Origin of the sequence: Mycobacterium sp. GA-1285, from assembly GCF_001499905.1 — a bacterium.
In the GTDB taxonomy this organism is placed as follows: Bacteria; Actinomycetota; Actinomycetes; order Mycobacteriales; family Mycobacteriaceae; genus Mycobacterium.
The window spans coordinates 18,587-44,864 of the sequence record NZ_LQIS01000015.1 but is presented as its reverse complement, the minus strand read 5'-3'; the positions used below and the strand labels follow the sequence as shown (position 1 = coordinate 44,864).

At 67.0% G+C, this 26,278-nt stretch carries 20 protein-coding genes and 1 tRNA gene; 7 read left to right on the top strand and 14 right to left on the bottom strand.

From position 1 onward, the window contains the following. Window positions 1–5 precede the first annotated feature (5 nt). Window positions 6–614, bottom strand: a complete 609-nt coding sequence (locus AU193_RS11425) for a DsbA family protein (protein ID WP_064422538.1) — start codon at window positions 612–614, stop codon at window positions 6–8. Between the two features lie 243 nt (window positions 615–857). Between AU193_RS11425 and AU193_RS11420 the strand changes: the two genes are divergently transcribed. The 3 genes from AU193_RS11420 to AU193_RS11410 all read left to right on the top strand — a co-directional run bounded on the left by AU193_RS11420 (window position 858) and on the right by AU193_RS11410 (window position 4,318). Beyond that, the gene (locus AU193_RS11420) at window positions 858–1,208 is read left to right on the top strand and encodes a DUF732 domain-containing protein (protein WP_064422497.1); all 351 of its coding nucleotides are present in this window, start codon (window positions 858–860) and stop codon (window positions 1,206–1,208) included. 50 nt (window positions 1,209–1,258) lie between these two features. Beyond that, window positions 1,259–3,844: an aminopeptidase N gene (gene pepN / locus AU193_RS11415; protein ID WP_064422496.1), complete on the top strand. Its 2,586-nt coding sequence runs from the start codon at window positions 1,259–1,261 to the stop codon at window positions 3,842–3,844. 123 nt (window positions 3,845–3,967) lie between these two features. Further along, the gene (locus AU193_RS11410) at window positions 3,968–4,318 is read left to right on the top strand and encodes an HNH endonuclease (protein WP_082682933.1); all 351 of its coding nucleotides are present in this window, start codon (window positions 3,968–3,970) and stop codon (window positions 4,316–4,318) included. Window positions 4,319–4,406: 88 nt separating this feature from the next. On the opposite strand, the gene AU193_RS11405 is transcribed toward AU193_RS11410, so the two are convergent. Genes AU193_RS11405 through AU193_RS11395 form a run of 3 tightly spaced genes read right to left on the bottom strand, consistent with a single transcriptional unit; the run spans window position 4,407 to window position 5,860 of the window. Further along, window positions 4,407–4,895, bottom strand: a complete 489-nt coding sequence (locus tag AU193_RS11405) for a DUF5130 domain-containing protein (protein ID WP_064422494.1) — start codon at window positions 4,893–4,895, stop codon at window positions 4,407–4,409. Beyond that, window positions 4,882–5,166, bottom strand: coding sequence for a hypothetical protein (locus AU193_RS11400; RefSeq protein WP_172798276.1), 285 nt, complete (start codon window positions 5,164–5,166; stop codon window positions 4,882–4,884). Before AU193_RS11400 ends, AU193_RS11405 begins: the two co-directional genes overlap by 14 nt. 25 nt (window positions 5,167–5,191) lie before the next feature. Continuing rightward, window positions 5,192–5,860 carry an HNH endonuclease gene (locus AU193_RS11395; protein WP_064422493.1) on the bottom strand — a complete coding sequence of 223 codons (669 nt, stop codon included), beginning with the start codon at window positions 5,858–5,860 and terminating at the stop codon, window positions 5,192–5,194. A 139-nt stretch (window positions 5,861–5,999) separates the two neighbouring features. On the opposite strand from AU193_RS11395, the gene AU193_RS11390 reads away from it, so the two are divergent. After that, window positions 6,000–6,395: a globin gene (locus AU193_RS11390; RefSeq protein ID WP_064422536.1), complete on the top strand. Its 396-nt coding sequence runs from the start codon at window positions 6,000–6,002 to the stop codon at window positions 6,393–6,395. Further along, complete coding sequence (locus AU193_RS11385) at window positions 6,395–7,960, top strand: glycoside hydrolase family 13 protein (RefSeq protein WP_064422492.1); 1,566 nt, start codon at window positions 6,395–6,397, stop codon at window positions 7,958–7,960. The genes AU193_RS11390 and AU193_RS11385 overlap by 1 nt, the downstream gene beginning before the upstream one ends. A gap of 101 nt (window positions 7,961–8,061) precedes the next feature. Here AU193_RS11385 and AU193_RS11380 read toward each other — a convergent pair whose 3' ends face one another. From AU193_RS11380 to AU193_RS11335, 10 genes are all read right to left on the bottom strand, one after another. Then, a complete protein-coding gene (locus AU193_RS11380) occupies window positions 8,062–8,721 on the bottom strand; it encodes a hypothetical protein (RefSeq protein ID WP_371259185.1) in 660 nt (219 codons plus the stop codon). After that, entirely contained in the window at window positions 8,718–9,161 is a 444-nt protein-coding gene (locus AU193_RS11375) for a thioesterase family protein (RefSeq protein WP_064422491.1), read from the bottom strand. The genes AU193_RS11380 and AU193_RS11375 overlap by 4 nt, the downstream gene beginning before the upstream one ends. Next, complete coding sequence (locus tag AU193_RS11370) at window positions 9,158–14,050, bottom strand: NAD-glutamate dehydrogenase (RefSeq protein WP_064422490.1); 4,893 nt, start codon at window positions 14,048–14,050, stop codon at window positions 9,158–9,160. Before AU193_RS11370 ends, AU193_RS11375 begins: the two co-directional genes overlap by 4 nt. A 135-nt stretch (window positions 14,051–14,185) precedes the next feature. Further along, window positions 14,186–15,859, bottom strand: coding sequence for an energy-dependent translational throttle protein EttA (ettA, locus tag AU193_RS11365; RefSeq protein WP_064422489.1), 1,674 nt, complete (start codon window positions 15,857–15,859; stop codon window positions 14,186–14,188). 123 nt (window positions 15,860–15,982) lie between these two features. Beyond that, window positions 15,983–16,441 (bottom strand): single-stranded DNA-binding protein, encoded by a 459-nt coding sequence (ssb, locus tag AU193_RS11360; RefSeq protein WP_064422488.1) that lies wholly within the window; start codon window positions 16,439–16,441, stop codon window positions 15,983–15,985. A gap of 244 nt (window positions 16,442–16,685) precedes the next feature. Continuing rightward, on the bottom strand, window positions 16,686–17,528 hold the full coding sequence (locus AU193_RS11355; protein WP_064422487.1) for a hypothetical protein: 843 nt from the start codon (window positions 17,526–17,528) through the stop codon (window positions 16,686–16,688). Between the two features lie 170 nt (window positions 17,529–17,698). Then, window positions 17,699–19,696, bottom strand: coding sequence for a cytochrome c oxidase assembly protein (locus tag AU193_RS11350; protein ID WP_064422486.1), 1,998 nt, complete (start codon window positions 19,694–19,696; stop codon window positions 17,699–17,701). Between the two features lie 75 nt (window positions 19,697–19,771). Beyond that, the gene (locus AU193_RS11345) at window positions 19,772–22,117 is read right to left on the bottom strand and encodes a glycerol-3-phosphate 1-O-acyltransferase (protein ID WP_064422485.1); all 2,346 of its coding nucleotides are present in this window, start codon (window positions 22,115–22,117) and stop codon (window positions 19,772–19,774) included. Beyond that, window positions 22,114–23,769 carry an HAD-IB family hydrolase/lysophospholipid acyltransferase family protein gene (locus tag AU193_RS11340; protein WP_064422484.1) on the bottom strand — a complete coding sequence of 552 codons (1,656 nt, stop codon included), beginning with the start codon at window positions 23,767–23,769 and terminating at the stop codon, window positions 22,114–22,116. Before AU193_RS11340 ends, AU193_RS11345 begins: the two co-directional genes overlap by 4 nt. After that, the gene (locus AU193_RS11335) at window positions 23,766–25,250 is read right to left on the bottom strand and encodes a wax ester/triacylglycerol synthase family O-acyltransferase (protein WP_064422483.1); all 1,485 of its coding nucleotides are present in this window, start codon (window positions 25,248–25,250) and stop codon (window positions 23,766–23,768) included. Before AU193_RS11335 ends, AU193_RS11340 begins: the two co-directional genes overlap by 4 nt. A 119-nt stretch (window positions 25,251–25,369) precedes the next feature. Between AU193_RS11335 and AU193_RS11330 the strand changes: the two genes are divergently transcribed. Both AU193_RS11330 and AU193_RS11325 read left to right on the top strand, forming a co-directional pair. Further along, window positions 25,370–25,442 (top strand) — tRNA-Arg (locus tag AU193_RS11330). A 37-nt stretch (window positions 25,443–25,479) separates the two neighbouring features. Beyond that, complete coding sequence (locus AU193_RS11325) at window positions 25,480–26,241, top strand: acyl-[acyl-carrier-protein] thioesterase (RefSeq protein WP_064422482.1); 762 nt, start codon at window positions 25,480–25,482, stop codon at window positions 26,239–26,241. The last annotated feature ends 37 nt before the right edge of the window (window positions 26,242–26,278 follow it).

Below are 26,278 nucleotides of genomic sequence, written 5' to 3'. Positions count from 1 at the left end.
CGCGATCAGTCGAACTGCGGCGACTCCGTGCGGGTGCGCTTGAGCTCCCAGAAGTGCGGATAGGACGCAAAGGTCACCGACGCGTCCCACAGCTTTCCGGCTTCCTCGCCGCGCGGGATCTTCGACAGCACAGGACCGAAGAAGGCGACACCGTTGACGTGGATGGTCGGGGTGCCCACGTCCTCACCGACCGCGTCCATGCCCTCATGGTGGCTTTTGCGCAGCGCCTCGTCGTACTTGTCGGTGGTGGCGGCGTCGGCCAGATCGGCCGGTAGGCCCACTTCGGCGAGCGACTCCTTGATCACCACGTCGAAGTCCTGGTTGCCCTGGTTGTGGATGCGGCTTCCCATCGCGGTGTACAGCGGACCGAGGATCTCGCGGCCCTTGGCCTGTTCGGCGGCGATGGCGACGCGCACGGGCCCCCACGCCTTCTTCATCGCCTCGGCGTACTCCTCGGGCACGTCCCGTCGCTCGTTGAGCACCGCGAGGCTCATCACCCGGAACCTGACGTCTATGTCGCGGACCTCCTCGACCTCGAGGATCCAGCGCGAGGTGATCCAGCACCACGGACACAGCGGGTCGAACCAAAGTTCTGCGACAGACTTCTCGGACATGGCGAATCCTTCCGGCACGGATTGGGCAGTGGCCAATTCTGAGGCCAATTCTGTGGCCACTTCTGACAACTGCGGTCGCGTATGGAGTGTTCCCGTGTCGTGCGCCCATAGCCGCCCACTTTGCGGACTGCGCTATGAGAAACGCCTAAGAGCGCAAACGGTGACCCAACCGTGCTCCTGATGTGACCAAAGTGAAGAATCGTTACCGAAGTGAATAGACCCGTTGATCGTCGAGTACGCGCTGTGGCGTTTGGGGTCGGTCTGGCGGCGGTCGCAACGACGTTCGCCGCACCGGCCCAGGCCGACACGACCGACGACGCCTTCCTGGCCGCACTTCGCGGCGCCGGCATGGCCGTCGACAACCCCGTGGACATGGTCGCCCTCGGGGAGTCCGTATGCCCGATGCTGGTCGAACCCGGCAAGAACGCCGCGAAGGTATACAGCCGGGTGGCCGACAACGGGGTCCCGCCCGACATCGCGGCGTTCTTCACCGGTATCGCGATCTCGATGTACTGCCCGCAGATGTTGGCCTCGGTGGGTAACGGCACCGTGCTGGACTGGCTGCCCGCGGCGCGGGCGATTCCGGGTTTCTGACGCCGGACGTGCGACGCGCCGCCGCGCGGTGCGGGCTATAGGTTGGTCGTGTGGCACTTCCCAACCTGACCCGCGACCAAGCCGTCGAACGCGCCGCCCTGGTCACCGTCGACAGCTATCGCATCGAACTCGATCTGACCGATGGCACCGGCAAGCCCAGCGAGCGCTCCTTCCGGTCCACGACGACCGTCGAGTTCGACGCCCTTCCCGGCGCCGACACCTACATCGACATCGCGGCCGACGCGATCCACAGAGCCACCCTCAACGGCCGCGACATCGACGTGTCGGGTTATGACGAATCGACCGGCATCCCGCTGACGGGACTGGCCGCCCACAACGTCGTCGTCGTCGACGCCGACTGCCGATATTCCAATACCGGAGAGGGGCTACACCGCTTCGTCGATCCGGTCGACGACGAGGTGTATCTGTACTCGCAGTTCGAAACCGCCGACGCCAAGCGGATGTTTGCGTGCTTCGACCAACCGGACTTGAAGGCGGCCTTCGACATCACGGTGACAGCACCCTCGCATTGGGAGGTCGTGTCCAACGGCGCCACCCTCGACGTCGAGGACGCCGGTGCAGCCAAGCGGCACACCTTCGCCGCGACACCGCGCATGAGCACGTATCTGGTGGCGCTCATCGCGGGTCCGTACGCGCGCTGGGACGACATGTACAGCGACGACCACGGCGACATCCCGCTGGGCCTGTTCTGCCGCAGATCGCTGGCCGATTTCATGGACGCCGACCGGCTGTTCACCGAGACCAAACAGGGATTCGGCTTCTACCACAACAACTTCGGCATCCCCTACGCGTTCGGCAAATACGACCAGTTGTTCGTGCCGGAGTTCAACGCCGGCGCGATGGAGAACGCGGGCGCGGTCACGTTCCTCGAGGACTACGTCTTCCGTAGCAAGGTGACACGAGCGTCCTACGAACGGCGCGCCGAAACCGTCTTGCACGAGATGGCGCACATGTGGTTCGGCGACCTGGTGACCATGCAGTGGTGGGATGACCTGTGGCTCAACGAATCCTTCGCTACGTTCGCGTCGGTGCTGTGCCAGGCGGAGGCCACCGAGTACACCGAGGCGTGGACGACGTTCGCGAACGTGGAGAAGTCATGGGCCTACCGGCAGGACCAACTGCCCTCCACCCATCCCGTGGCCGCCGACATCCCGGATCTGGCGGCCGTCGAGGTGAACTTCGACGGAATAACCTACGCCAAGGGCGCCAGCGTCCTCAAACAACTGGTCGCCTATGTCGGCGAGGAGGAGTTCCTCTCCGGGCTGCGCGACTACTTCCGCGACCACGCCTTCGGCAACGCCACATTCGGTGATCTGCTGGGGGCCCTGGAGAAGGCGTCGGGTCGCGACCTGTCGGGATGGGGCCGGCAGTGGCTCAAGACGACGGGCCTCAACACGCTGCGGCCCGACTTCGATCTCGACGCCGACGGTCGGTTCACCCGCTTCGCCATCGACCAGAGCGGGGCCGCGCCGGGCGCAGGTGAGACCCGTGTGCACCGCCTGGCGGTCGGGATCTACGACGACGACGGGTCCGGCAAGTTGGTACGTGTGCATCGCGAGGAACTCGACGTCGAGGGTCCACGCACGGAAGTGCCTGCACTCCAGGGAGTTTCACGCGGCAGGTTGATCCTCGTCAACGACGATGATCTGACGTACTGCTCGCTGCGGTTGGACCACGACTCGCTGCAGACGGTGCTGACGCGCATCGCCGACATCGCCGAGCCGCTGCCGCGCACCCTGGCGTGGTCTGCGGCGTGGGAGATGACGCGCGAGGCTGAGCTCAAGGCGCGCGACTTCGTGTCGCTGGTCTGCGGGGGCGTGCACGCCGAAACCGAAGTCGGTGTGCTGCAACGGCTTCTGCTGCAAGCCCAGACGGCGCTGAACTCCTACGCCGACCCGGAGTGGGCGCGGTCGTCGGGCTGGCCCGAGTTCGCCGACCGGCTGCTCGACCTGGCCCGCGACGCCGAGGGCGGATCCGATCACCAACTGGCGTACGTCAACGCGGTGTGCGGATCGGTGCTGAGTCCGCGGCATGTCGAGGTGCTCTCGGCGCTGCTGGACGACGACCCCGCGGTCAAGGGACTGCCAGGTCTGGTCGTCGATACCGACTTGCGCTGGCGCATCGTGACGGCGCTGGCCGCAGCGGGCGCCGTCGACGCCGAAGGCATGAAGACACCGTTCATCGACGCCGAAGCACAACGCGATCCGACCGCGGCGGGCAGGCGGCACGCGGCGGCCGCGTCCGCTGCCCGCCCGGAACTTGCGGTCAAGGAAGCGGCGTGGGAGCGGGTCATCGAGGACGACACGCTGGCCAACATCACCGCACGCGCGATCATCGGCGGCTTCGTGCAGCCGGGTCAGCAGGAGCTGCTGCAACCGTTCGGCGCCAAGTACTTCGGCGCGATCTCGGGAGTGTGGCAACGGCGGTCCAGCGAGGTCGCGCAGACCGTCGTCGTAGGGTTGTACCCGTCGTGGGACATCAGCGAGGCCGGCTTGGCCGCCGCCGACGACTTCCTCGCCGACCCCGATGTGCCCCCTCCGCTGCGTCGCCTGGTCGTCGAGGGTCGCGCCGGTGTCGAGCGGTCCCTGCGCGCCCGCGCCTTCGACGTCACCTGACCGTCCCGCACCCCCCTTCCCTGCACCGCGAGAACCGAGTTCCCCTCGCAAGCGGTGGGCCCAGCACACGACACGCCGCCTCGGGCCGTACAACCGCGGTCGCTCGCGGTGCATGCTGAGCGCGTGGCGGTCAGCAGAACTCGTCGGGCCAGGGCGGCCCGCAGGCGCAAGCGTCGACTCGGCGCTGTCGACAACGACCTCACGCCGCAGCAGTGGCAAAAGCTGAAAGACGCGTGGAAAGGCTGCGCCTACTGCGGCGCGACGGATCGGGCGCTACAGCGCGACTGCGTCATGGCGATCTCCCGCGGCGGCCGGTACACCATCGACAACGTCGTACCGGCCTGCGCAGCGTGCAACACCAGCAAGTGCAACGACGAGGTCACCGCGTGGCTGCGGCGCAAGCGTCTGGATGAGCGGCGGTTCCTCGAGCGCTACGTCGAAATCCGTGCTGCGCTCGCACTCGACGCACGGTGACGCGCACCCGAGCGTGCGCGTGACGCTGCCCTGCAGCGGCGTGGCGGGGAACAGACACGCACTCTCGCGCAGCGAGGCGGCGGCTGCTTCAGGCCGGGGGGGTGACGCCGGCGCTCATCACCCGCACCGCGCTGATCAGTCCGTCCATCAGGTTGCCCTCTTTGAAGGAAGCGGCCGCTGCGGAGACACCCAGCGGTGCGGCCTCCTCGATCCCACGTCCCTTGACGTCGGCGCCGTAGACCACCTCGATCGCGCGCTGGTCAGGCGAGACCGCCAGCAGCACGGCGTTGTTCGGAGTGGGTACCTGAGCGAGGATCTCCCGCGCGGTGGCTGCCGTGTCGACGCCGAGATCGCCGATGTACACGGCGAACCGGGCCTTGGCAGCGCGCGAACCGTACTTGAGCGCGTCGTCGAGGAACACCAGATCCTTGGTCGGGAAGGGATAGTCCAGCGACAGCTCACCCGGCTGCGTGACACCGGAGATCCGGCCGCTCGACGTCACCACCCAGCCCAGCGGAAGATCCGTGCGCTCGACCGCGGCCCGATGGCCGGTTACAGCAACGTCACCACTTGCCACTGGCGCCGCCTCCAATCGTCACCGCGTGAGTGTCGTGTTCACCCACGTTTCCACCGTGGGCCGCAGAATCGGCCGCCAGACTGCGTCCGGTGGCGTGACCGTGGTCTGCCGGCTCGTCGGCCGCCCACAGGATGGGGGCGTGCTTCCAGGGGTCGGACATCTTGTAGCTCGCCGGGTGCGGGCCCTTCTTGCTCCAGATCATCACGGCAAGCACGGCCGTCAGCCCGAGCGGCACCAGAGTCAATAGCGCGTATGTCAGTGTGGTGCTCACGTCGCAAACCGTATACCAGCCGCGTTTACGCCGCGCCTTCGCCTAGATATCGCACCCACGACGGGTCGAGTTCCTTGACGCTCGACAGCAGCCGCCAATGTTGGCCCTTCGGCGGCACGGGCACCGTGCGCAGCGACCACCCCAGTTCGCCGAGCAGTCGGTCCGCCTTGCGGTGATTGCACGTCGAACACGCGGCCACGCAGTTCTCCCAGGAGTGCGCTCCCCCGCGGCTGCGCGGCACCACGTGGTCGACCGTGTCGGCCTTGGTCCCGCAGTAGGCACAGCGAAACCGGTCCCGGTGCATCAGCGCCGCGCGCGTCATCGGGATGCGCGCCCGGTAGGGCACCCGCACGTAGGAGCGCAACCGGATCACCGACGGCACCACGATCGAGCGAGTCGCGGAGTGGATCACCGGTCCACCGGGATCGTCATGGACGACGTCGGCCTTACCGCACATCAACATGATGACCGCCCGCCGCATGGGCAGAGCGGTCAACGGTTCGTAGGTGGAGTTCAGCAGTAGGACGCGGCGACGACCCCAGATCGAGCCCTCGTTGGTACTCGGCGGATGGATGTCGACGCTGTGGAGGACGCGTGTCTGCGCGCCCGGTACCACCGACCCGGCCAGGGCGGTCGCGGCACCGTGACTCCGTTGGCCGGCCCTCCTGGACGAGCCTTTCTTGCGATGCGCCATACGTCCTCCGTCCGACAGTTCACCACGGATTCCTGTGAATCGCACGACAATTCTCGACGTGTTCGCAGGTCAGTCAGGTGAACATCGGGTGGTGCGCCCGCCTGACCTGGTCAATCCAGCAACAGGGAACAATGGTGGCGTGACACAGCCACAGAGGTCGTTCTACGACGAAGTCGGTGGCCACGAGACGTTCCGCGCGATCGTGGCGCGGTTCTACGAGTTGGTCCGCGAGGACGAAATCCTGCGTCCGCTGTACCCCGAGGAGGACCTCGGACCCGCCGAGGTGCGGCTGCGGATGTTCCTCGAACAGTACTGGGGCGGGCCCCGCACATACTCCGACCAGCGTGGGCATCCACGGTTGAGGATGCGCCACGCCCCGTTTCGGATCGGCTACATCGAACGCGATGCGTGGCTGCGGTGCATGCACACCGCGGTCGCGGAGATCGACTCGCAGACCCTCGACGACGAGCACCGCAAAGAGCTGCTGGCCTACCTGGAGATGGCGGCCCATTCGATGGTGAACGCGCCGTTCTGATGGCGAGCCCGTGGTGGTCTGACGCGCTGTTCTACCAGGTCTATCCGCGCTCCTTCCGGGACAGCGACGGCGACGGCGTAGGCGACCTAGACGGTGTGACCGCCGGCCTGGGCTATCTCGAGGCGCTCGGCGTCGACGCGATCTGGCTCAACCCGGTCATGGTCTCGCCGATGGCCGACAACGGCTACGACGTGGCCGATCCGCGCGACGTCGACCCGCTGTTCGGCGGCATGGCGGCGTTGGAGCGACTCACCGCCGCCGCGCATGACCTGGGCTTGAAGGTGACGATGGACCTGGTGCCGAACCACACCAGCTCCGCGCATCCGTGGTTTCAGGCCGCGTTGGCCGCGAGCCCCGGCAGCCGGGAGCGCGAGCGTTACATCTTCCGGGACGGCACCGGGCCCGGCGGCTCGGAACCTCCGAACAACTGGGTGTCGATCTTCGGCGGGCCGGCTTGGACTCGGGTGACCGAAGCCGACGGCAGCCCCGGGCAGTGGTATCTGCACCTGTTCGATGCCGAGCAGCCCGACCTCAACTGGGAGAACCCCGAGGTCTTCGACGACCTCGAACAGACGCTGCGGTTCTGGCTCGACCGCGGCGTCGACGGCTTCCGCATCGACGTCGCACACGGTATGGCCAAACCGCCCGGGCTTCCCGACATGTCCGTCGTGAGACGCGAGATGCTGTTGGCGGAGATGGACGACGATCCCCGGTTCAACAACGACGGCGTGCACGAGATCCACCGCCGGATCCGGCGGGTGTTCGACGACTACCCGGAATCCGTTGCCATCGGCGAGGTCTGGGTCTACGACAACGAACAGTTCGCGCGGTATGTGCGCCCCGACGAACTGCATCTGAGCTTCAATTTCCGCCTTCTGCGTGCGACGTTCGACGCTGCCGACATTCGTCATGCGATCGAGAACTCGATGGCCGCCGCCGGTTTGGTCGACGCCGTTCCGACGTGGACGCTGGCCAACCACGACGTCGACCGCGTGCCCACCCGCTACGGCGGCGGTGACGTCGGCTTGGCTCGCGCCAAGGCGATGGCCTTGGTGATGCTCGCACTGCCGGGGCCGGTGTTCGTCTACAACGGTGAGGAACTGGGCCTGCCGAACGTCGACCTACCCGACGATGCGCTGCGCGACCCGGTGTGGGAGCGGTCCGGTCGCACCCGCCGCGGGCGCGACGCCAGCCGCGTTCCGATGCCGTGGAATGGGGACGCTCCCCCGTTCGGGTTCTCCGCCAACCCCGACACCTGGTTGCCGATCCCCCCGGAATGGGCGCCGCTAACGGTCGAAAAGCAGTTGGCGGATCCGGATTCGACGCTGGCATTCTTCCGGCGCGCTTTCGAATTACGTTCGCTGCGTGCGGAATTCGACGGATCAACGATCGAGTGGCTGGACTCGCCCGCTGACAGCCTGGTGTTTCACCGCAGCGGCGGGCTGGTGTGCGTGCTGAACGCGGGCCCGCGGCCGATACCGCTGCCGGAGGGAACGGTCCTGCTAGCGAGTGCCGAAGTGTCCGACGGAGCCCTGCCGCCCGACGGCGCCGCGTGGCTGGTGTAGTTGTCCTGCCGAGCGACCGCGTTTGTACGACATCCTGCCGCGTGTCGTGTGCAAACACGGTCATCCCCAGCTTCGTGTGGGCCCACGCGGCACGAGAGGGCCTAGCGCAGGACGACGGCCGGGTCGCCGCGGCGCCGGTACACCGACCCGAACCGCGCGTCGATACGCAGCCACGTCGGCGTCACCCGCACCCGCACGATCTCGTCGGCCGCTACGGCCGACCCCGCCTCGGGCAGGAAACCCATTGCGGTCAGGGCGAATACACACCTCATCGGGATGCCGACGCTGTCGTCGCCGGAGCTGACCGAGACGACCTCCTGATCCAGCAGCGAGACCGGCGGACCGTGACTGCTGGAATGCTCTTTGGCCAGCGCCCCGCCGCGCTGCGCCAGGTCGAGCACGGCGCGGGCGGGCACATCGTCGAGGTGGACGAAGCCGGAGTCCGGCGGAAGCGCTCCGCGCCAAGCGGAATCGAGCGCGAAGCCGGGTTCGACGAAGCCGGTGTGGTCCATGGCCCGCAAACCCGCGACCAGCGTGTCGGCGCCCGCGGAAAGATCGGACGGATTGACCCGGCCCTCGACCACGCGACTGGCCAACACATCGAATCCCGTTGCCACCCAGGCAACCAGCACCCCGTCGGACCGTTGACGCAACCGGATGACCGCGGCTTCGTCGAGACGCAACGCCCGCTCGGCGAACGTCGCGAGGTCTTCACGATGCGGTTGGCCGGTCAGCCAGATACCCCGCTCGGATCGCGTCATCGTGTCCAGCGCCGCAGATACTCTTTTTGCTGCGGCGAAAGGCGGTGCAGCCGCTGCTCTTTGATGTGCACGGCGGCCAACTGGGTGTCCGCGATCACCGCAGGCTTCGAGTCGGGCGACGCCCCCACCGATCGCACTTCGTACCCGACGGTGAAATCGACCGAGCGCACGCGCTTCGACCACATGGTCACCTGCAGCGGTGAGTCGATCAGCCGCAGCTGGGCCTTGTACGAGACGTTGACCTCGGCGATGAGCAAGCCGATGGTCTCGATCTCCGGGCCGAAGGGCTCACGCAGGAACGGGATGCGGGCCTCTTCGAGGATCGTCACCATGGTGGCGTGGTTGATGTGCTGGTACATGTCGATGTCGGACCACCGCACATGGACCGGCGTGACAAACCCTGCCTCACTGGTGTTCTGCGCGAGATCAGCGCCCGTCATCGAGAAGTCCCCGTTCCACTGGTCCGTGTCATGCTGCGAATCTGACGCGCCGCCACCGAGAGCGTCGCAAGGTCGTGCTGACCGCTCTCATTGATCTCGCTGAGCGTGCGTCGAGCGCGGTCCACCCGTGAACCGTTGGTGGTCTCCCACTCTGCGATCTTCTCCTCACCCGTCTCCTCAGGTTCGCCCACCGCCAGCACATCCAGGCACAGCGCCCGCAGTGATCCGTAGATGTCATCGCGAATCGCCAACCGCGCCAACGAGTGCCAGCGGTCGTCGCGCTCCAGCCGCGACACCGCGGTGAGCAGGGTGTCGGTGTTGAGGTAGTTCATCAGCGCGAAGTAGGTGTCTGCCACTTCGTCGGGTTCGCGGTCGACGATGTCTCCGATGTCGATGACGTCGAGAAGGCTGAACTGGTACAGCCCCGTGGCCACGATGTACGCCAGATCCTTCGGCACTCCACGCGAGGCGAAATCGTCGGCCTCCTTGGTCACGATCGCCTCGTCGTCGCCACGCAGCCATTCGGACATCCGCGGTGTCAGCGCCGCCACCTTGGCCGCGAACCGGTTGGTCTCGGCGCCTACGGCCAGCGGCTGCGGGCGGTAGTTGAGTAGCCAGCGACCGGCCCGGTCGACCAGCCGCCGAAGATCGAGGGTCATCCGGTCGGTCACCGCAACTGAAACACCGTCGTCCCCCGCCGCCCGGATCTGCCGCCAGACGTCGTTGATCCGAAAGATCGCGTTAGCCGCGGCGTAGCTGCGCACGGCGTCCACCGGACCGACCCCGGCGTCCTCGCTGATGCGGTACGCGTAGGTGATCCCGCTGGTGTCGACGAGGTCGTTGACCAGCATGGTGGTGACGATCTCCCGGCGCAGTTGGTGCGACCGGATCTCCGCGGCGAACGGTTCACGCAGCTTCTCGGGGAAGTACCGCGGCAGCCGGGAGGCGAACGCGTCCTGGTCGGGCAGCTCGCTGGCCAAGACGTCGGCTTTCAGCGCGAGTTTGACGTGCGCCATCAGAGTCGCCAATTCCGGTGAGGTCAGACCGATTCCGGCGTCGGTGCGGCGGTCGATCTCCTTCTCCGACGGCAGCGCCTCGAGTTCGCGGTTGAGACCACGGTCGGCGACGAAGGCCTTGATCATGCGCGAGTGCACCGGCAGCAGGCTCGCGGCGTTGGCGCGACTGGTACCCATCAGATCGTTCTGGTCCTCGTTGTCACCGAGCACCAGCCGGCCGACCTCGTCGGTCATCGACAGCAGAAGTTCGGTGCGGTCGTCGGGGCTGACCTTGCCCGCGGTGACCAGCGAGTCGATCAGGATCTTGATGTTGACTTCGTGGTCGGAGCAGTCGACTCCGGCGGAGTTGTCCAGCGCGTCGGTGTTGATCCGACCGCCCGCGAGGTCGAACTCGATACGCCCCAGTGCGGTCACACCGAGGTTTCCGCCCTCACCGACCACCTTGACCCGCAACTCGTTTCCATTCACCCGTACCGGGTCGTTGGCGCGGTCACCGACGTCTGCGTCGGATTCGCTCTCGGCCTTGATGTATGTGCCGATGCCACCGTTGAACAACAGGTCGGCGGGCGCCTTGAGAACCGCCTTGATCAGGTTCGGCGGGGTCAACTCCTCGACGTCGTCGTCGATGCCCAGCGCGGCTCGGGCCTGCGGGCTGATCTGAATCGACTTGTGCTCCCTGCTGTAAACGCCGCCGCCCTCGCTGATCAACGAGGTGTCGTAGTCCTCCCAGCTCGACCGCGCCTGGTCGAACAGGCGCTTGCGCTCCTCCCAGGAGCGCGCGGCGTCGGGATCGGGATCGAGGAAGATGTGCCGGTGGTCGAAGGCGGCCAACAAGCGAATGTGCTTGGACAGCAACATGCCGTTGCCGAAGACGTCGCCGCTCATGTCGCCGACTCCGACGACGGTGAAGTCCTCGGACTGGGTGTCGACACCCATCTCGCGGAAGTGTCGCTTGACCGATTCCCACGCGCCTCTGGCGGTGATCCCCATGGCTTTGTGGTCGTAACCCACTGAGCCGCCCGAGGCGAACGCGTCGCCCAGCCAGAAGCCATACGACTTGGCGACCTCGTTGGCGATGTCGGAGAACGTGGCGGTTCCTTTGTCTGCGGCGACGACGAGATAGGCGTCGTCTCCGTCGCGGCGCACCACATCCGGCGGCGGGATGACCTCTCCGGAGACCTTGTCGACGTTGTCGGTCACATCGAGCAGGCCGGCGATGAACAGCTGATAGCAGGCCACACCCTCGTCTCGCTGAGCTTCGCGGTCGGCGGCGGCGTCTTCCGTGGGTGGCGGCGGCTGCTTGACGACGAATCCGCCCTTGGCGCCGACTGGCACGATCACCGCATTCTTGACGGCCTGCGCCTTGACCAGACCGAGGATCTCGGTGCGGAAGTCCTCGCGGCGGTCAGACCACCGCAGGCCTCCGCGCGCAACGTAGCCGAATCGAAGGTGCACACCCTCAACCCGCGGTGAATACACGAAGATCTCGAATTTCGGTCGCGGCAGCGGCAATTCGTCGATCAGGCCCGGATCGAGCTTGAACGACAACACATCCTGCCCGCGAGCCGACTCCTGCCGCCTGACGAAGTAGTTGGTGCGCAGGGTCGCCTGGATCATCGACGCGAAGGCGCGCAGCACGCGGTCGGTGTCCAGGCTGACCAGCGCGTCGATGTCGGCGGTCACGGCCGCTGCGGCCGCCTGGGCGTCGCGGCGTCTGGGCCCATCGCCCTGCTGGTCATCGGACGGACAGAACAGCGCCTCGAACAGTTCGACCAGCGAGCGCGCGGTCTTGGCGTGGTCGTTGATGACGGCCTGGATGTGCGACTGGCTGTACGGGAAACCCGCCTGCTTCAAGTATCTGGCATAGCTCCGCAGGACCGACACCTGCTGCCAGTTCAGCCCGGCGCGCATCACCAGTTCATTGAACCGGTCGGTCTCGGCGCGGCCCTGCCAGATCGCGGTCAGTGCGTCGGCGAAGCGGGTGGCGATATCGGCTCGTTCGGATTCGGACTCGACGTGCGGAATGGACTTGTGCGGCGAGATTCTGAACTGGTAGATCCACACCGCGAGCCCGTCGGGCCGTTCGACCGTGAACGGTCGTTCTTCGAGAACCTCGACGCCCATCGACTGCAGCATCGGCAGCAGGTCGCTCAGCGACGCGGAGTGCCCGCCCAGATACAAGGTGAGCCGCGCGGTGCCTTCCTCGAGATCGGCGAGCACCGGTTGGATCGAATCGTCCTTCAGCTCTTCGATGAGCGCGATGTCACCGATCGCGTCGAGCGGTGTGACCGCCTGCTTGTAGGCCTCGGGAAAGGCGGCGGAATAGTGCTGTGCGGCGCGCTGGTCGATCGCACCCGTTTTGACCGCGCCGATCAGCCGGTCGCCCCAGGTGCGTGCCGCTTCGGTGAGCAGATCCTGGATGCGTGACTCGTTCGCCGCGGATGTGTCGATGTCGCGGACGTGGGTGCCGTCGGGCATACGCACCGCGAAATGGACCACTGCCCAGGGTGATTCGCTCACGCGCGCGGTGTACTCGATGCTGACGCCGCCGAGCTCGCGGACGAGGATGTCCTGCATCTCCAGCCGCACCGCGGTGGTGTAGCGGTCGCGCGGCAGATAGACCAGGCAGGAGACGAAGTGGGCGAGCGAATCGGCTCGCATGAACAGCAGCGTGCGCCGGCGGGACCCGAGGTCGACGACCGCCTTCACCATGTCGAGCACGTTCTGCGCCGACAGGGCGAACAATTCCGCGCGCGGGATGGTCTGGATGATGTCGAGCAGCAGCTGTCCGGGGTGGCTGGGGTCGTTGCGGGACAGTGACAACGCCTCGTTGACCCTGCGCGAAACCAGCGGGATCTCAAGCACATTCGCGTTCATCGCCGCCACCGTGAACAAGCCGACGAAACGGTGTTCGATGGCGGTTGGTCCACGCTGTTCGCGGACGACCACGATGTGGGGATACGCGCCGTAACGCAGGTAGCTCGGAATGGTGGCCTGCGCCAGCACGAGAAGGTCGTCGTCTTCGGTCAGCGGCGGCAGCACATCATGCCGCAGCCGAAGCGCCCCCAACCGGCTGGAAGGTTCGACCGACGACCGGCCGTCCTGGATCGAACATCGCTGGTAGCCCAACAGGACGAAATGCCCGTCGGCCAGCCACCGCAACAGCGCGGCGACGTCCTCGCGGTCGGGTCCGTGGAATCTGCCGCGGGCGTCGGTGGCGATATCGTGCGCCAACTTCCGCAGCGTCGACGACAGCTCGTCGGCATCGAGCGCGACGTGACGAGCATCGGCGAGAACGCTCGGCAGCATCTGCGCCACCTGGGCCAGTGCCTTGGGATCGACGGTCGCCGCGAGCTGGACGTGAATCCAGGTCTCGAACACTCCGTCGCGGGAGCTGCCGGCTTGCGCTGCGGGCGCGACGTCGAGCAGTTCGCCCGCCCGCGCCCGGTGCACCAGTAGCACCGGGTTCATGATCGCGGTGTAGGCGACGCCGAACCGGTGCAGCAACACCGTCACCGAGTCCATCACCATCGCGGTGCTGTCGGTGACGATCTGCAGCGCGGGGCCGAACCCGCCCGGGTCGTCGGCGGAATACACCTCGACGCGGGTATCGCCGTAGGGGCGGAATCGGCCGAGCCGGTGATGCGCCGCGATGAGGCGGGGCGTGACGACCTGACGCGCCATGGCCGCCACCGGCATGGTGACCGTGGCGTCGGCGGTGGGGGCGTCGGCGTGTGGACCCCGGTAGGTTTCGAGATAGGCGCGCGCGAGCCGCGTGACGGTCTTGTCGTCGAGTCCAGGAGCGTCGTTGGCACCGGTGACGCCGACGCCGGCGCCCGCTGATCTCCCGACGTCTCCCGGATTCACCGACATGCGACGCTCCTGAACTGTAGGCACGGACCTCCGCCATTGGATGTCACCACCAGCCCCGATGAGCGAAGCGGCTCCGCAGTCCGCAGAAGACGACCCTAGTAGCCCACGCCCGGGCTTTGCGGCTACCCCGTCGGATCAGTCGCGCGTGAGCTTGCGGTGCGTCACGCGATGCGGGCGGGCGGCCTCGATTCCGAGTCGTTCGACCTTGTTCTCCTCGTAGGCACCGAAGTTGCCCTCGAACCAGAACCACTTGGCCTCGTTGTCCTCGTCGCCCTCCCACGCCAGGATGTGCGTACACGTGCGGTCGAGGAACCACCGGTCGTGGGAGATCACGACCGCGCAACCGGGGAAGCTCTCGAGCGCGTTCTCCAGCGACGAGAGCGTTTCGACGTCGAGGTCGTTGGTCGGCTCGTCGAGCAGGATTAGGTTGCCGCCCTCCTTGAGCGTCAACGCCAGGTTGAGCCGGTTGCGTTCACCGCCGGACAACACACCGGCCGGCTTCTGCTGGTCAGGACCCTTGAAGCCGAACGCCGAGACGTATGCCCGCGACGGGATCTCGTTCTGCCCGACCTCGATGTAGTCCAGCCCGTCGGAGACGACCTCCCAAACCGTCTTCTTCGGGTCGATGCCCGCACGGGTCTGGTCCACGTAGCTCAGCTTGACCGTCTCGCCGACCTTCACCGTCCCGCTGTCGGGCTGCTCGAGGCCGACGATGGTCTTGAACAGCGTCGTCTTACCGACACCGTTGGGACCGATGACCCCGACGATGCCGTTGCGCGGCAGCGTGAACGACAGATCCTTGATCAAGGTGCGCCCGCCGAAGCCCTTGTCGAGGTGCTCGACCTCGACGACGACATTGCCCAGGCGTGGCGGCGTCGGGATCTGGATCTCCTCGAAGTCAAGCTTGCGAGTCTTCTCCGCCTCCGCAGCCATCTCCTCGTAGCGCTGCAGCCGAGCCTTGCTCTTGGCTTGCCGCGCCTTGGCGCCCGACCGGACCCACGCGAGCTCGTCCTGCAGCCGCTTCTGCAGTTTGGCGTCCTTGCGCCCCTGCACGGCCACGCGCTCGGCCTTCTTCTCCAGATACGTCGAATAGTTGCCTTCGTAGGGGTAAGCCCGTCCGCGGTCGAGTTCGAGGATCCACTCGGCCACGTTGTCCAGGAAGTACCGGTCGTGGGTGACCGCGAGAATCGCGCCCTTGTACTCCGCGAGGTGCTGTTCGAGCCACTGCACGCTCTCGGCGTCCAGGTGGTTGGTGGGCTCGTCGAGCAGTAGAAGGTCGGGCTTGGACAGCAACAGCTTGCACAACGCGACCCGTCGGCGCTCACCTCCGGACAGATGGGTGACCGGTTCGTCGGGCGGCGGGCAGCGCAACGCGTCCATCGCCTGCTCGAGCTGGGAGTCGATGTCCCAGGCGTCGGCGGCGTCGAGCTCCTCCTGCAGCCGACCCATCTCCTCCATCAGCTCATCTGAGTAGTCGGTGGCCATCAGCTCGGCGACCTCGTTGTACCGGTTGAGCTTTTCCTTGATGGCCACGCCTTCTTCGACGTTCTCGCGAACCGTCTTCTCCTCGTTGAGGGCCGGTTCCTGCTGCAAGATGCCCACCGTCGCGCCGGGCTGCAGAAACGCATCGCCGTTGTTGGGCTGGTCCAGCCCGGCCATGATCCGCAAGACGCTCGACTTGCCGGCCCCGTTGGGGCCGACGACGCCGATCTTCGCGCCCGGAAGGAAGTTCAGGCTGACGTCGTCGAGGATGACCTTGTCGCCGTGCGCCTTGCGGACCTTCCGCATCGAATAGATGAATTCGGCCATGCCGTGTGGTGCCTTTCAAAAGTTGCGAGTCTCTCGGGTGATGCTCGCGGACCATCGTAGGCGGGGCCTCGCCGGCGCAGCCGAGTGAGCTACTCGGGGTACTGCGCCGGCGGCGTCCACGCGCTACGCGGTCAGGGGCAGTGCCGTCTCGGGCTGCTCCGTGTCGTCGTCATCACCGGTGTCGTCGGACTGGTCGTCCGACTCGGTGAACCGCTGCTCTGCCTGCTGCCGTCCCCGGTCGAGGCGTGCCGAGCACCGGGCCAGGTCCGGCCCAACGGACGTGGCGCGCACTTCGACCGACGAGCGTCGGTTGCCGTCACGGTCGTCGTACTCGCTGGTGTAGACGTGTCCGACGACGATGACGGGGTCGCCCTTGACCAGCGTTGCACTGGTCCCGGCAACCACCCGCCCCCAGCAGTTCACCGTGACGAACAACGAATTCCCGGGCTCCCATGTTCCCTCGGCCGTGCGGCGGCGCGAGTTGCTCGCGACCCGGAACCTGACCATCTCCTGATCCCCGACTCGTCGGTGAATCGGGTCGGTGACGATGTTGCCGACGATGGTGAACGGTGTCTCGAACATAGCGATCTCCTTCAACTTGATTCTTGTGTTTGCGTGCCGACGCCTCGCGGCGTGTCGGTGACACCGCAATTGAGCGTCAGCGCACCGACGGCGTGCGGTCGCGATCGGTCGGGCAGCCCCGCAGTTGTGGATGAGTCGCTCGTTGGGGATCGTTCCCGACGCACGCGCGTCGAGGCCGACGCTTTGGTTGGTTGACAGGCCCGCGATCGACCAATACGTCGGTTTCGAGCGAGCAAGCCGCACCCTACGGGCGCCATCCCCGCGACAACAGGGCGTTTCGCGCCTGCTCGACGATGTCGGCCCCGGTGTCCTCTTTGATGACGTGGATGACGTGCCAGTCGAGGCGCTGCAACGTGCGTTTGACCTGAACGTCGAGGACATATTGTCGCCGGCTGGTGAGGTGTTGTTCTCCGTCGTATTCGGCGCCGACTTTGAAGTCCTCCCAACACATGTCGATGCGTCGGACATAGCGACCGAACTCGTCATAGACCACGAATTGCGTCGAGGGACGAGGCAGCCCAGCATCGATGAAGAGCAGCCGCAGCCACGTTTCCATCGGCGACTCGGCACCTCCGTCGACAAGTGGAAGCGCCACTCGTAGCCGCCGCAGACCACGCACACCTCGATGACGTTTCGCCAGAAGCGCGACATCCTCGGGTGCGAACGGGCGGGCTCTCATCAACGCGTCCAGGCGTGCGACAGCCCGGCCGCGCGGCTGATGCCGGCCAAGGTCGAACGCGGTCCGAGCCGGGGTGGTCACCCGCACGCCCGCGACCACGGTGATCTCGTCTTCGTCGAGGGTCTCGTTGCGGACGATCAGCCCTCGCTGGTGCCGGACCGCCGCGACCAGTTCGAGGGGAACGTCGTCACCGACCCATTTGGCACCGTGCATCGCGGAGGCGGCCACCCCGGCGATCACCGCTGACGGTGAGGCGAGGGAGACGCCGACGATCCTCTCGCGCAGCGACACTTCGTGACGTCGCGGGACGTAGACACCGCGGTACAGCGGCCGGTAATGACTGCGCAGATGGGCTCTGGTGAGGTGGCCGGCGGCTACGGCGTCGCTGCCGACGAAGGGAATCTCCACACCAGTTTGGACGCCGCGACCGCTGGTTCAGCTCCACAGTTCTCGGATGTCCTCGAAACCGACGCAATGGTCGATTCGGCGGCGGTAAACCAGCCAAAGCGTCGGTCTCGAGGCCAACCGCCCGACGGCCGACGCCCGACGCCGACGCCCGCGCCCGAGGCCCAACCGGCTCAGCGGGCGTCGCGGCGGGCGAGCGCGGCCAGCATCGCGTTGTAGGCGGCCAGGTCCGCATCGTCGTCGCGGTCGGCGGCCCGGTCGATCCGCTTTGCCATGCGTCGGTCGCTGCGCGACCACTGGATCAGCAGCGCGAACATCACCAGCACGAGCGGCACCTCACCGGCCGCCCAGGCGATCCCTCCACCGGTGCGCTGATCGGCGAGCAGATCGGTGTGCCAGTCCAACTGCAGCGACCGGTAGAACGGCTCGCCCAGCACCGTCTTGGTGCCCATCAGCACCACACCGAAGAACGCGTGCAACGGCAGCGACGCGAACACCATCGCGACCTTGCCCAGGTGCGGAATCTGGCGCGGCGCCGGATCGATGCCGATCGTCACCCAGTAGAAGAGGTATCCACTGAGCAGGAAGTGCACGTTCATCAGCAGATGGGCGCCGTGTTTGTCGACCGCGGCGTCGAACAGCCCGCCGAAGTACAGCCCGTAGAAACCCGCGACGAAGATCACGGTCGCCACGATCGGCTGGGTGAAGAACCGAGACACCCGCGAGTGCAGCGCGGCCAGTAGCCACTCCCTCGGACCGGGCGGATCGCCGCGGCCGGCGGCCGGTAGCGCCCGCAGTGCCAGCGTCATCGGCGCGCCGAGCACCAGCAGGATCGGCACCAGCATCGACAGCATCATGTGCGCGATCATGTGCATCGAGAACATCGCGGGCATGTAGCGGCCCAGCCCCGACGACGTCGCGATCAGCAGAGCCGCGCAACCGCACAGCCAAGCCAGCGTGCGGCCCACCGGCCAGGCGTCGCCCCGACGGCGGAGGCGACGCACCCCGAGCAGGTAGACGACCGCGAAGACGATCGCGGCGGTGCCGAAGATGAGGTCGAAACGCCAGTCGAGCAGGATCCGCTCGAAGGTGGGCGGGCCGGCGAGGTCGTATCCGATCGCGACTTCGACGGGACTCGGCTGTTCGGCCAGCGGCGGCGGAGGAGTACGGCCGAGTCCGACCGCGATTCCGAACGTCGCTCCGAACAGCAGAGCCTCCAGCAGCGCCAGCCGGATCAACGGGCGCCGCGCCGAAGGGTCGGCTTGCAGCGCGGCCACCGCGGAGCGGCGTTGCCACCAGCCGACCACCGCCAGCAGCACCAATGCCGAGATCTTGGCGACGATCAACCAGCCGTACTCGGTGCGGACCAAGTCAGCGGGTTCGACGCGCACGAGTGCGTTGATCACTCCGCTGACGGCCATGACGACGAAGCACCACAACGCGAGCGCCGAGAACCGGCGCGCGGCGAGGTCGGCGTGCTTGCCGCGACGCATCGCGTGAACCAGCAGGGCGAGCAGCCCGCCGGCCCACAGCGCTGCGCCACCGAGGTGAAACAACAGGCTGTTGGTGGCCATGTCGTGGGCCCCACCGGTGGACGAATGCCCGGTCAACCCGAGCGGGACGAGCGTCGTCAGGGCCCCGGCCAGCAGGACCGGTGTCCAGGACCAGCGCAGCACCGGAAGGCTGGCCACGGTGACGGCGGCGGCGATGAACGCGGTCCACCGCCATGCGCTCGCCGTTTCGACGAGGTCGGCCGCCGACCAGACGGTCACCGGGTCGAGGGTCTGGCTCAGCGGCTGGCCGGAGACGTCGGACACCGTCAGCGGAACCATCAGCGCTGCGCACGCCGTCCACGCCGCCGACGCGCCGGTGCCCAGGCGCAGCGCGCGGTAACCGCCGGCGTCGAGGACGCCGTTGGCCTGGGGCGGAGTCAGAAACGCGGCGAACAGGAAGGACCCGACGGCGATGACTGCGGCGATCTCGCCTGCGGCCCGTACGAACGGCAGGCCGTAGGTCGTGATCGGGCCGGGATCCGGCAGTCCGGTCGCACTCAACGCGTCGGCCAGCGACAGGGCGCCGATACCCGCGGCCACCAAACCCGCCAGCACCGCGACCCCGACGAGCACCGGCCATACCGCGCTGGTGCGCACGCCCGATGCCGTCGTCGTCATCCCACCAGCGTATGGCGTGCTCGCACCACGCCCGCATGACCGTTGTCTCCCGGACTCCTCGCGTGCCTACAAGAGTCAGGCCGATTGGCGACGCGCCGCGCGGTGGGCGACCTCGCGGGCGATGAACTGCTCACGCGCGATCTGCTCGACCTTGTCCATATCCCGGAGGATGGCCCGCAACTCGTCGCGAAACGCGGTGCGGCGCTCTTGGAGGTCCGCGGCCGGTTCGAGCAGGTCCTGGTCGGCCGCGACCTGACGGGCGGTCGCGAACAGCAGCGCCGACACCGATTCATTGCTGCGGACCCGGCTCTGTGCGACGTACTGGTTGCCCAGCCCGAGCGCCTTCTTCGTCAGGTCCTTCTCGGCGATCTCGGCGGGGGCGTCGAGCAACACGTCGGCGACGATCTCGTACGCCTCGAAGAACGGGCGCAGCATGGCGCCCGCCAACAGCGGCGACTTTGTCCGCAGCAGTTCCTCGACCCGCTGCTCACCGGCCGTCACCTGCTCCTCCCAGCCGTCCTGCCAGGACAGTTCCTCGGCGACGTGCTCACGGAACGCCGCGGAATCGGCGAAGTAAAAGTCGAACTTCAGCAGGTCGCGCAGCCGCATCACCTGCGACCAGAACGCCTCCAGCCGGTCGGACTCCGCGCGGCCGGCGTGCACCAACGCCAACTCGACCAACGAGGGTTCGAGGAAGGCGTCGATGAGCGTGTTGCGATAGAACGCCGCTTCGTGTTCGTCCTCCGGGGCGATCCGCCAAACGGGTTCGCGTCCGCCCTCGACGCAGGTGACGGGGTGTCGGTTGGACAACGCGTCGAGAGCGGCCCGCACACCGTCCGGAGTGCGCAACCGCAACGCGCTGTTGGTCATCGGTGTCTGCTTGCGCTCGAGGTAGTCCAGCGACGGCTGCAGCGTGTGATGAATCTGGCCCAGCGTCAACGCGATTCCACGCGTGGTGAGCAACAGCGCCGACACCAGCGCCGTGGCGTTGACCGGTGTGGCCCGCAGGATCCGCCACGACACCTCGAACGCCATCTTCTGCAGGGCAAGGCGTTTGGCGCTCTCATCGGTGGTCATCGGCCCGTGCGGCGCACCGAGATACTCGCGCATGGACACGGCCTCCGGAAAGCGGACGTAGATCTTGCCGTAGTTGCGCTCACCTTGTGCCTTGATGAAGTTGTACATCCACGAGAGGCTTTCGGGCGTCTTCTCGCCGCCGCGGGCGTAAGCGGCATATTCACTCGTCTCGTGCAGCTGGTCGAAGCTGATCGACACGGGCTGCAGCAGGATGTCCTCGCTGCGGCCGTCGAGGTAGGCGTCGGCCACGTAGGCGAGCAGACCGAGCTTGGGCGGCAACATCTTTCCTGTCCGAGACCGGGTGCCCTCGATCGACCAGCTGAGGTTGAACCGCTTCTCCACGATGTAGCCGACGAACTGCCGCAGCACATACTTGTAGAGCGGGTCGTCGAGCTTGCGGCGCAGGAAGATCACACCCGAATGGCGCATCAACGGCCCCATGAAGCCGAACGAGAGGTTGATGCCCGCGAAAGTGTGCACCGGCGGTAACCGGTTCTCCTGCATCGCGACCGGCACGATCACGCCGTCGAGATAGGAGCGGTGCGAGAAGAGCAGCACGGCCGGATGGTTCTCGAGGTTGCGGCGCATCAACTCGACTTCGTCGCGGTCGTAGTCGATGTTGGGATCGAAGCCGCGGCTGAAGATCGCACGGCCGAGCGACGGGATGAGGTCGACGGAGAACCGACTCCATCCCGTCGACAGCTCGTCGAGCATCTCGCCCGCGGTCTCCAGGTCCGCGCCCGGGATCTTCTCCAGCCCTTCGCGGAAGCGCGCCGAAGCCATCAACTCCGGTTTGATCAACCGCGGCGACTTGTACTCCGGCCCGAGCAGGCGCAGCTCGACCCGTTCGATCGCCAGGATCGCGCGCCGAATCACGAAACGCGCGAATTCACGGGGGTTTTCGGCGACGGTGGTGTCAGCCCACTGCTGCCGCAGCTCGGAGACCTTCGCGGGCTCACCGGCGACGACACGGGCCCGCGAGGGGTCGCGGCGCAGGATGCGGCGCTGCAGGATCTCGGGTGGACGGTAGGTGTCACGACCGGAGATCAGGGCGACCACCTTGGACCGGGTCGGCAGGCCGCCGGGCACCCAGAACACCCGCACCGGCACCACCGAGCGGTCTTCTCCGGCTTCGAGCTCGGACACGAGTGAAGCCAGCACACCGGCCGGCGGGTCGTCGTACGGCAACAGGAGCACGTCGATCTTCGCCTCGGGGTGCTCGCGCCGTTGCTGCTCGAGCCAGTCGTCGAGCAGATCCCGTTCTGCGGCAGAGGAAGCCGACGCCAGCACCAGCGCGTCACCGGTCGGCGTGAAGGGCGTGTACTGGTCGACGGACGGCTTCACCGACGACCCCTCCCCGCGGACTTCGGTGCCGACTTCTTGGTGGCGGGCGCCTTGCGCAGCGACTTTGTCGCGGACTTCGTCGCGGACTTGGCCGCTTTCTTGGTTGTCTTCTTTGCCGCCGACTTCTTGGCGGGCTTGCCCTTCGACCGCACGGTGCGGTCGTAGAGCTCGCTTAGAGACGACTCGTCGTGCGGCCAGTCCGCCAAGGTGTCGAGGTAGAGCTGACGCACCCCGGCGATCCGCTCCTCGAGGTCGTCGTGCGTCCAGTCGTCGACCGGAATCGGCGGATAGACCACCACGTCGACCGTGCCCGGATTGAAGGTGCTCGAATCACGCGCCGCGATCACCTCCGCATTGCGAATCACAATGGGCACCACCGGGATTCCGGCCGACATCGCGATCCGGAACGGACCCTTCTTGAACGGGCCCACCTCGGTCGTGTCCAACCGGGTGCCCTCCGGCGCGATCAGGATCGAGAGGCCCTTGCGCGCGAGTTCCTCGACCTTCTTGAGTCCCTCGACCGCCTTCTGCGGATCCTCGCGGTCGATGAACGCGGCGTCCATGATCTTGCCGAGAGTGCCGACGATCGGATCCTTCTCCAACTCCTTCTTGCCCACCGACGTGAAGTTGGTGTCCACCAGATGGCCGGCGATCAGGGGGTCCGCCTGGTTGCGGTGGTTGAAGAGGAACACCGCGGGACGCTTCTTCGTCAGGTTCTCCCTCCCGATCACGTTGATGTTGATGCCGAGAGTGCTCATCAACGCCCGGCCGAAGGCGGCGGTGAAGAAGTTGACACCGTTGCGCTTGCTCCGCGTCAGCAGACCCAGACCCAGCGCCCCGGCAGCGATCGGTCCCATGGTCGCGATCCCCGCCGCGGTGCGCAGTTGCGAAACCGGGCTTGCGCCACTGCGACTGCTGAAGCGCAGCACCGGCCAACCCCGCTTGGCGGCGACCGCGGCGAGCTTGCCTCCCGGATTCGTCGGGCGGGGATTGCCCACCAAGTACATCAACGCGACGTCCTCGTCGCCGTCGGCGTAGAAGTAGCTCTTCGACAGGTCGACACCGTGCTCGGCGGCGAACTTCTGCACCGCCCTGGCCTTGCCCGGCCCCCAGATGATCGGGCGCTTGACCTCACCGGTGAGCAACCCGTGCTCGTCGATCTCGAACTTGTTGCTCAACACATTGGAGATGCCGAGGAACCGCGCGACGGGCTCGACCTGCACCGTCAGCGCCGACGAGCTGAGCACGACGGTGTGGCCGCGGGCCATGTGGGCGCGCACCAGCTCCCGCATCTCGGGATAGATCCGTCCGACGATCTTCTGGACGAACAGCCGCTCGGCGAGTTCGTCGACGTCTTCGAGCGAATTGCCACGCAGCATGCGCGCACCCTTGCCGATCAGGTCTTCGAACTCCGACCGACCCAGCTGATGGTTGAGCCCGGCCTGCACCATGCCGATGAACTCACCCATCGACATCTGACGACGACGGAATCGGTCCTGTGTCATCACAACACCGGTGAAGCCGGCGACCAGGGTGCCGTCGAGATCGAAGAACGCACCGACTTCGGGCCCCTGCGGGCTGGCCTGGATCTCGGCGACAGAGCCGGGCAGTCGCATGGTGCGCCGCGAGCCCTGACCGTTTGGCGAAGTCATTGCGCTGCACTCCCATTGGATGACGAGACAGTGGACGGGGCCGCGTCGACGGTGAACGAGGCGGGTTCGGCTCGACCGTCGCCGCCGAGGGCGAGTACCTCGTCGAAGCCCGACAGCAGGCAGCGGGCCCACAACTCCTGATCCGTGATCGCCGCCCGGTCGTAGCGGGTGGTGATCGTGCAGTACCCCGAGCGCGAGATCAGCACCACCATCATCGCCACCCCCGGCAGCGGGCCAAGTCCGTACTGGCGCAGGACTTTTGCGCCGGCGATGTAGGTGTCTCCGGCGTACACCGGAACATTGCTGGCCTGGACGTCGGAGTTGACGATCGAGCCGGCCACCGACTCGAGGGCCGTGTCGGGTAGCAGGCCGACCAGCGGAGCGATGGCACTGACCATGTCGATCGCGCGCTCCTCGCGCTTGGTGGTCACCTGCGAGCGGATGTTGCGGATACGGACCTCGGGATCGGTCAGGCCGATCGGCGCGGCGAGATTGATACCCGCGAACCGGTTTCCGCCCGCCGGGTCCGCGTCGGATCGAAGGTTGACCGGAACCGCCATCGGCAACGTCTCGATCGGCACGCCCTTGGCTTCGTGGTAGAGCCGCAGCGCGCCGCACAGGCCGGCCAGATACGCGTCGTTGATCGAACCACCGGCCGCCTTGGCGGCCCGGTGCAGGATGCCGAACTCGATGTCGATGGCTTCGCTGCGCGACGACAGGCTGCGCCTCCGCAGCACGGGCGACGGATCGGCGACGGGACCGATCACGCGCGCACCCGAAACGGCGTACCCGACGGCGCTGCCGAGCCGGGAGATCGGGTCGCGGATCACCTCGCCTGCGACGTGTGCGGCGCCGAACAGCGCGCCACGCACCCGGCCCGCGATGGTGCCCGGCAGCCGGACGAGCCCCTGCCGCATCAGGTCGTTGGACGACAGGTCCTGCGGGATGGGAAGGGGCGGCAGGGGCTGTGGCGGCGGGTCGCGCTCGAGGTCGTAGAGATTGGCGAACATCTCGACTCCCCCGACACCGTCGGTGACCGCGTGGCTGAGGTGAACGACCATCGCGGCGCGGTCGTCGGCGAGTCCCTCGACGAGCGTTGCCGTCCACAGCGGCCGGGAGATGTCGAGCGGCGATTGTGCGGCGACCTCGGCGAGGTCGAGCACCTGACGGAATGTCCCGGGTTGTGGAGCACGCACCCGCCGGAGGTGGAACTCGAGGTTGAAGTCGGGGTCCACGACCCACCTCGGTGCCACCGTCGGCAGCGTCGGCGTCACCACCTTCTGTCGCAGCCGCAGTACCTTGCGCGAGGCGGCGTCGAACTTGGCGCGGAACGTGTCCCAGGCCGGCGCGCAGTCCAGAATCTCGACGGTCATGATCCCCGAGCGGGTGCGCGGATTGGCCTCGCCGCGGTGCAGGATCTGGTCGAGCGGGCTGAGTTCCTCGGGGAGTCCCGCCGCATCGAGTTGCGGCACGTCGCTCATGGGCCGTCGCGTCCTCCTGCTCGTGATCGTGTGGCCACCACGCTAGTCGGCGGTCCGCGGGCACGAGACGGCTTTAATCGGTGAGCCTGCGGGCCCAGGCGATAGACTCCCGTGACGTTGCCCCCGTAGCTCAGCGGATAGAGCAGCCGCCTTCTAAGCGGCTGGTCGCAGGTTCGATCCCTGCCGGGGGCGCTCATCGCGAGATTACGTCCCCGACATACTTGACCCGATGCCAACCAACGACGTCGAGCACCGGCTGAGCCCGCTGCCGGACACCGGGTACGTCTATCGCACGGCCTGGCGGGTCGCCACGAGCGACATCGACGGCGACCTGCACCTGCGCCTCGACGGCGTTGCCCGCTACATCCAGGAGGTCGGGGCCGAGAACCTCGTCGACGCCGGCGAGGCCGACGACCACCCACACTGGCTCGTCCAACGCACGGTCATCGATGTCATCGAGCCGATCGAGTTCCCGAACGAGATCTCGTTCAGCCGCTGGTGCTCCGCGCTGTCCACCCGGTGGTGCACGATGCGCGTCGACCTGGTGGGCAGCGACGGCGGCCGCATCGAGACCGAAGGCTTCTGGATCGCCATCAACAGCAAAACCCTTACGCCACAACGCGCCTCGGACAGCCTGATCGCGCGTTTCGCCACCACCACCGACGAGCTCCGCCTCAAGTGGCGGCCCTGGCTGAGAAACCTCGACGAGGCCGACGAGGTGATCCCGTTCCCGCTGCGTCGCACCGACATCGACATCTTCGAGCACGTCACCAACACCGCCTACTGGCACGCCATCCACGAGGTGATGGCGCACGTGCCCGACGTCTGCCGCGCCCCGTACCGCGCCGTGGTCGAGTACCGCCGGCCGATCCGCTACGGCGAGGACGTCACCATCCGCTGGGCGCGCCGCGGCGACACCGTGCAGATCGCGATGACCGTCGACGACGACGTCCGTGCCGCCGCTCTGATCGCCACGCTGGAGCGGGCCTGACGGGTTCGCCAATCGACCGCGGCCTGCACCGATACCT

Coding starts and splice junctions, on each gene's coding strand:
- AU193_RS11380 (WP_371259185.1), bottom strand. CDS start 8,721: ATGACGCGATCCGAGCGGGGTATCTGGCTGACCGGCCAACCGCATCGT.
- AU193_RS11350 (WP_064422486.1), bottom strand. CDS start 19,696: ATGACGACGACGGCATCGGGCGTGCGCACCAGCGCGGTATGGCCGGTG.
- AU193_RS11425 (WP_064422538.1), bottom strand. CDS start 614: ATGTCCGAGAAGTCTGTCGCAGAACTTTGGTTCGACCCGCTGTGTCCG.
- AU193_RS11325 (WP_064422482.1), top strand. CDS start 25,480: ATGCCAACCAACGACGTCGAGCACCGGCTGAGCCCGCTGCCGGACACC.
- AU193_RS11370 (WP_064422490.1), bottom strand. CDS start 14,050: ATGTCGGTGAATCCGGGAGACGTCGGGAGATCAGCGGGCGCCGGCGTC.
- AU193_RS11340 (WP_064422484.1), bottom strand. CDS start 23,769: ATGACTTCGCCAAACGGTCAGGGCTCGCGGCGCACCATGCGACTGCCC.
- ssb (WP_064422488.1), bottom strand. CDS start 16,441: ATGTTCGAGACACCGTTCACCATCGTCGGCAACATCGTCACCGACCCG.
- AU193_RS11395 (WP_064422493.1), bottom strand. CDS start 5,860: ATGGCGCATCGCAAGAAAGGCTCGTCCAGGAGGGCCGGCCAACGGAGT.
- AU193_RS11375 (WP_064422491.1), bottom strand. CDS start 9,161: ATGACGGGCGCTGATCTCGCGCAGAACACCAGTGAGGCAGGGTTTGTC.
- ettA (WP_064422489.1), bottom strand. CDS start 15,859: ATGGCCGAATTCATCTATTCGATGCGGAAGGTCCGCAAGGCGCACGGC.
- AU193_RS11335 (WP_064422483.1), bottom strand. CDS start 25,250: ATGAGCGACGTGCCGCAACTCGATGCGGCGGGACTCCCCGAGGAACTC.
- AU193_RS11385 (WP_064422492.1), top strand. CDS start 6,395: ATGGCGAGCCCGTGGTGGTCTGACGCGCTGTTCTACCAGGTCTATCCG.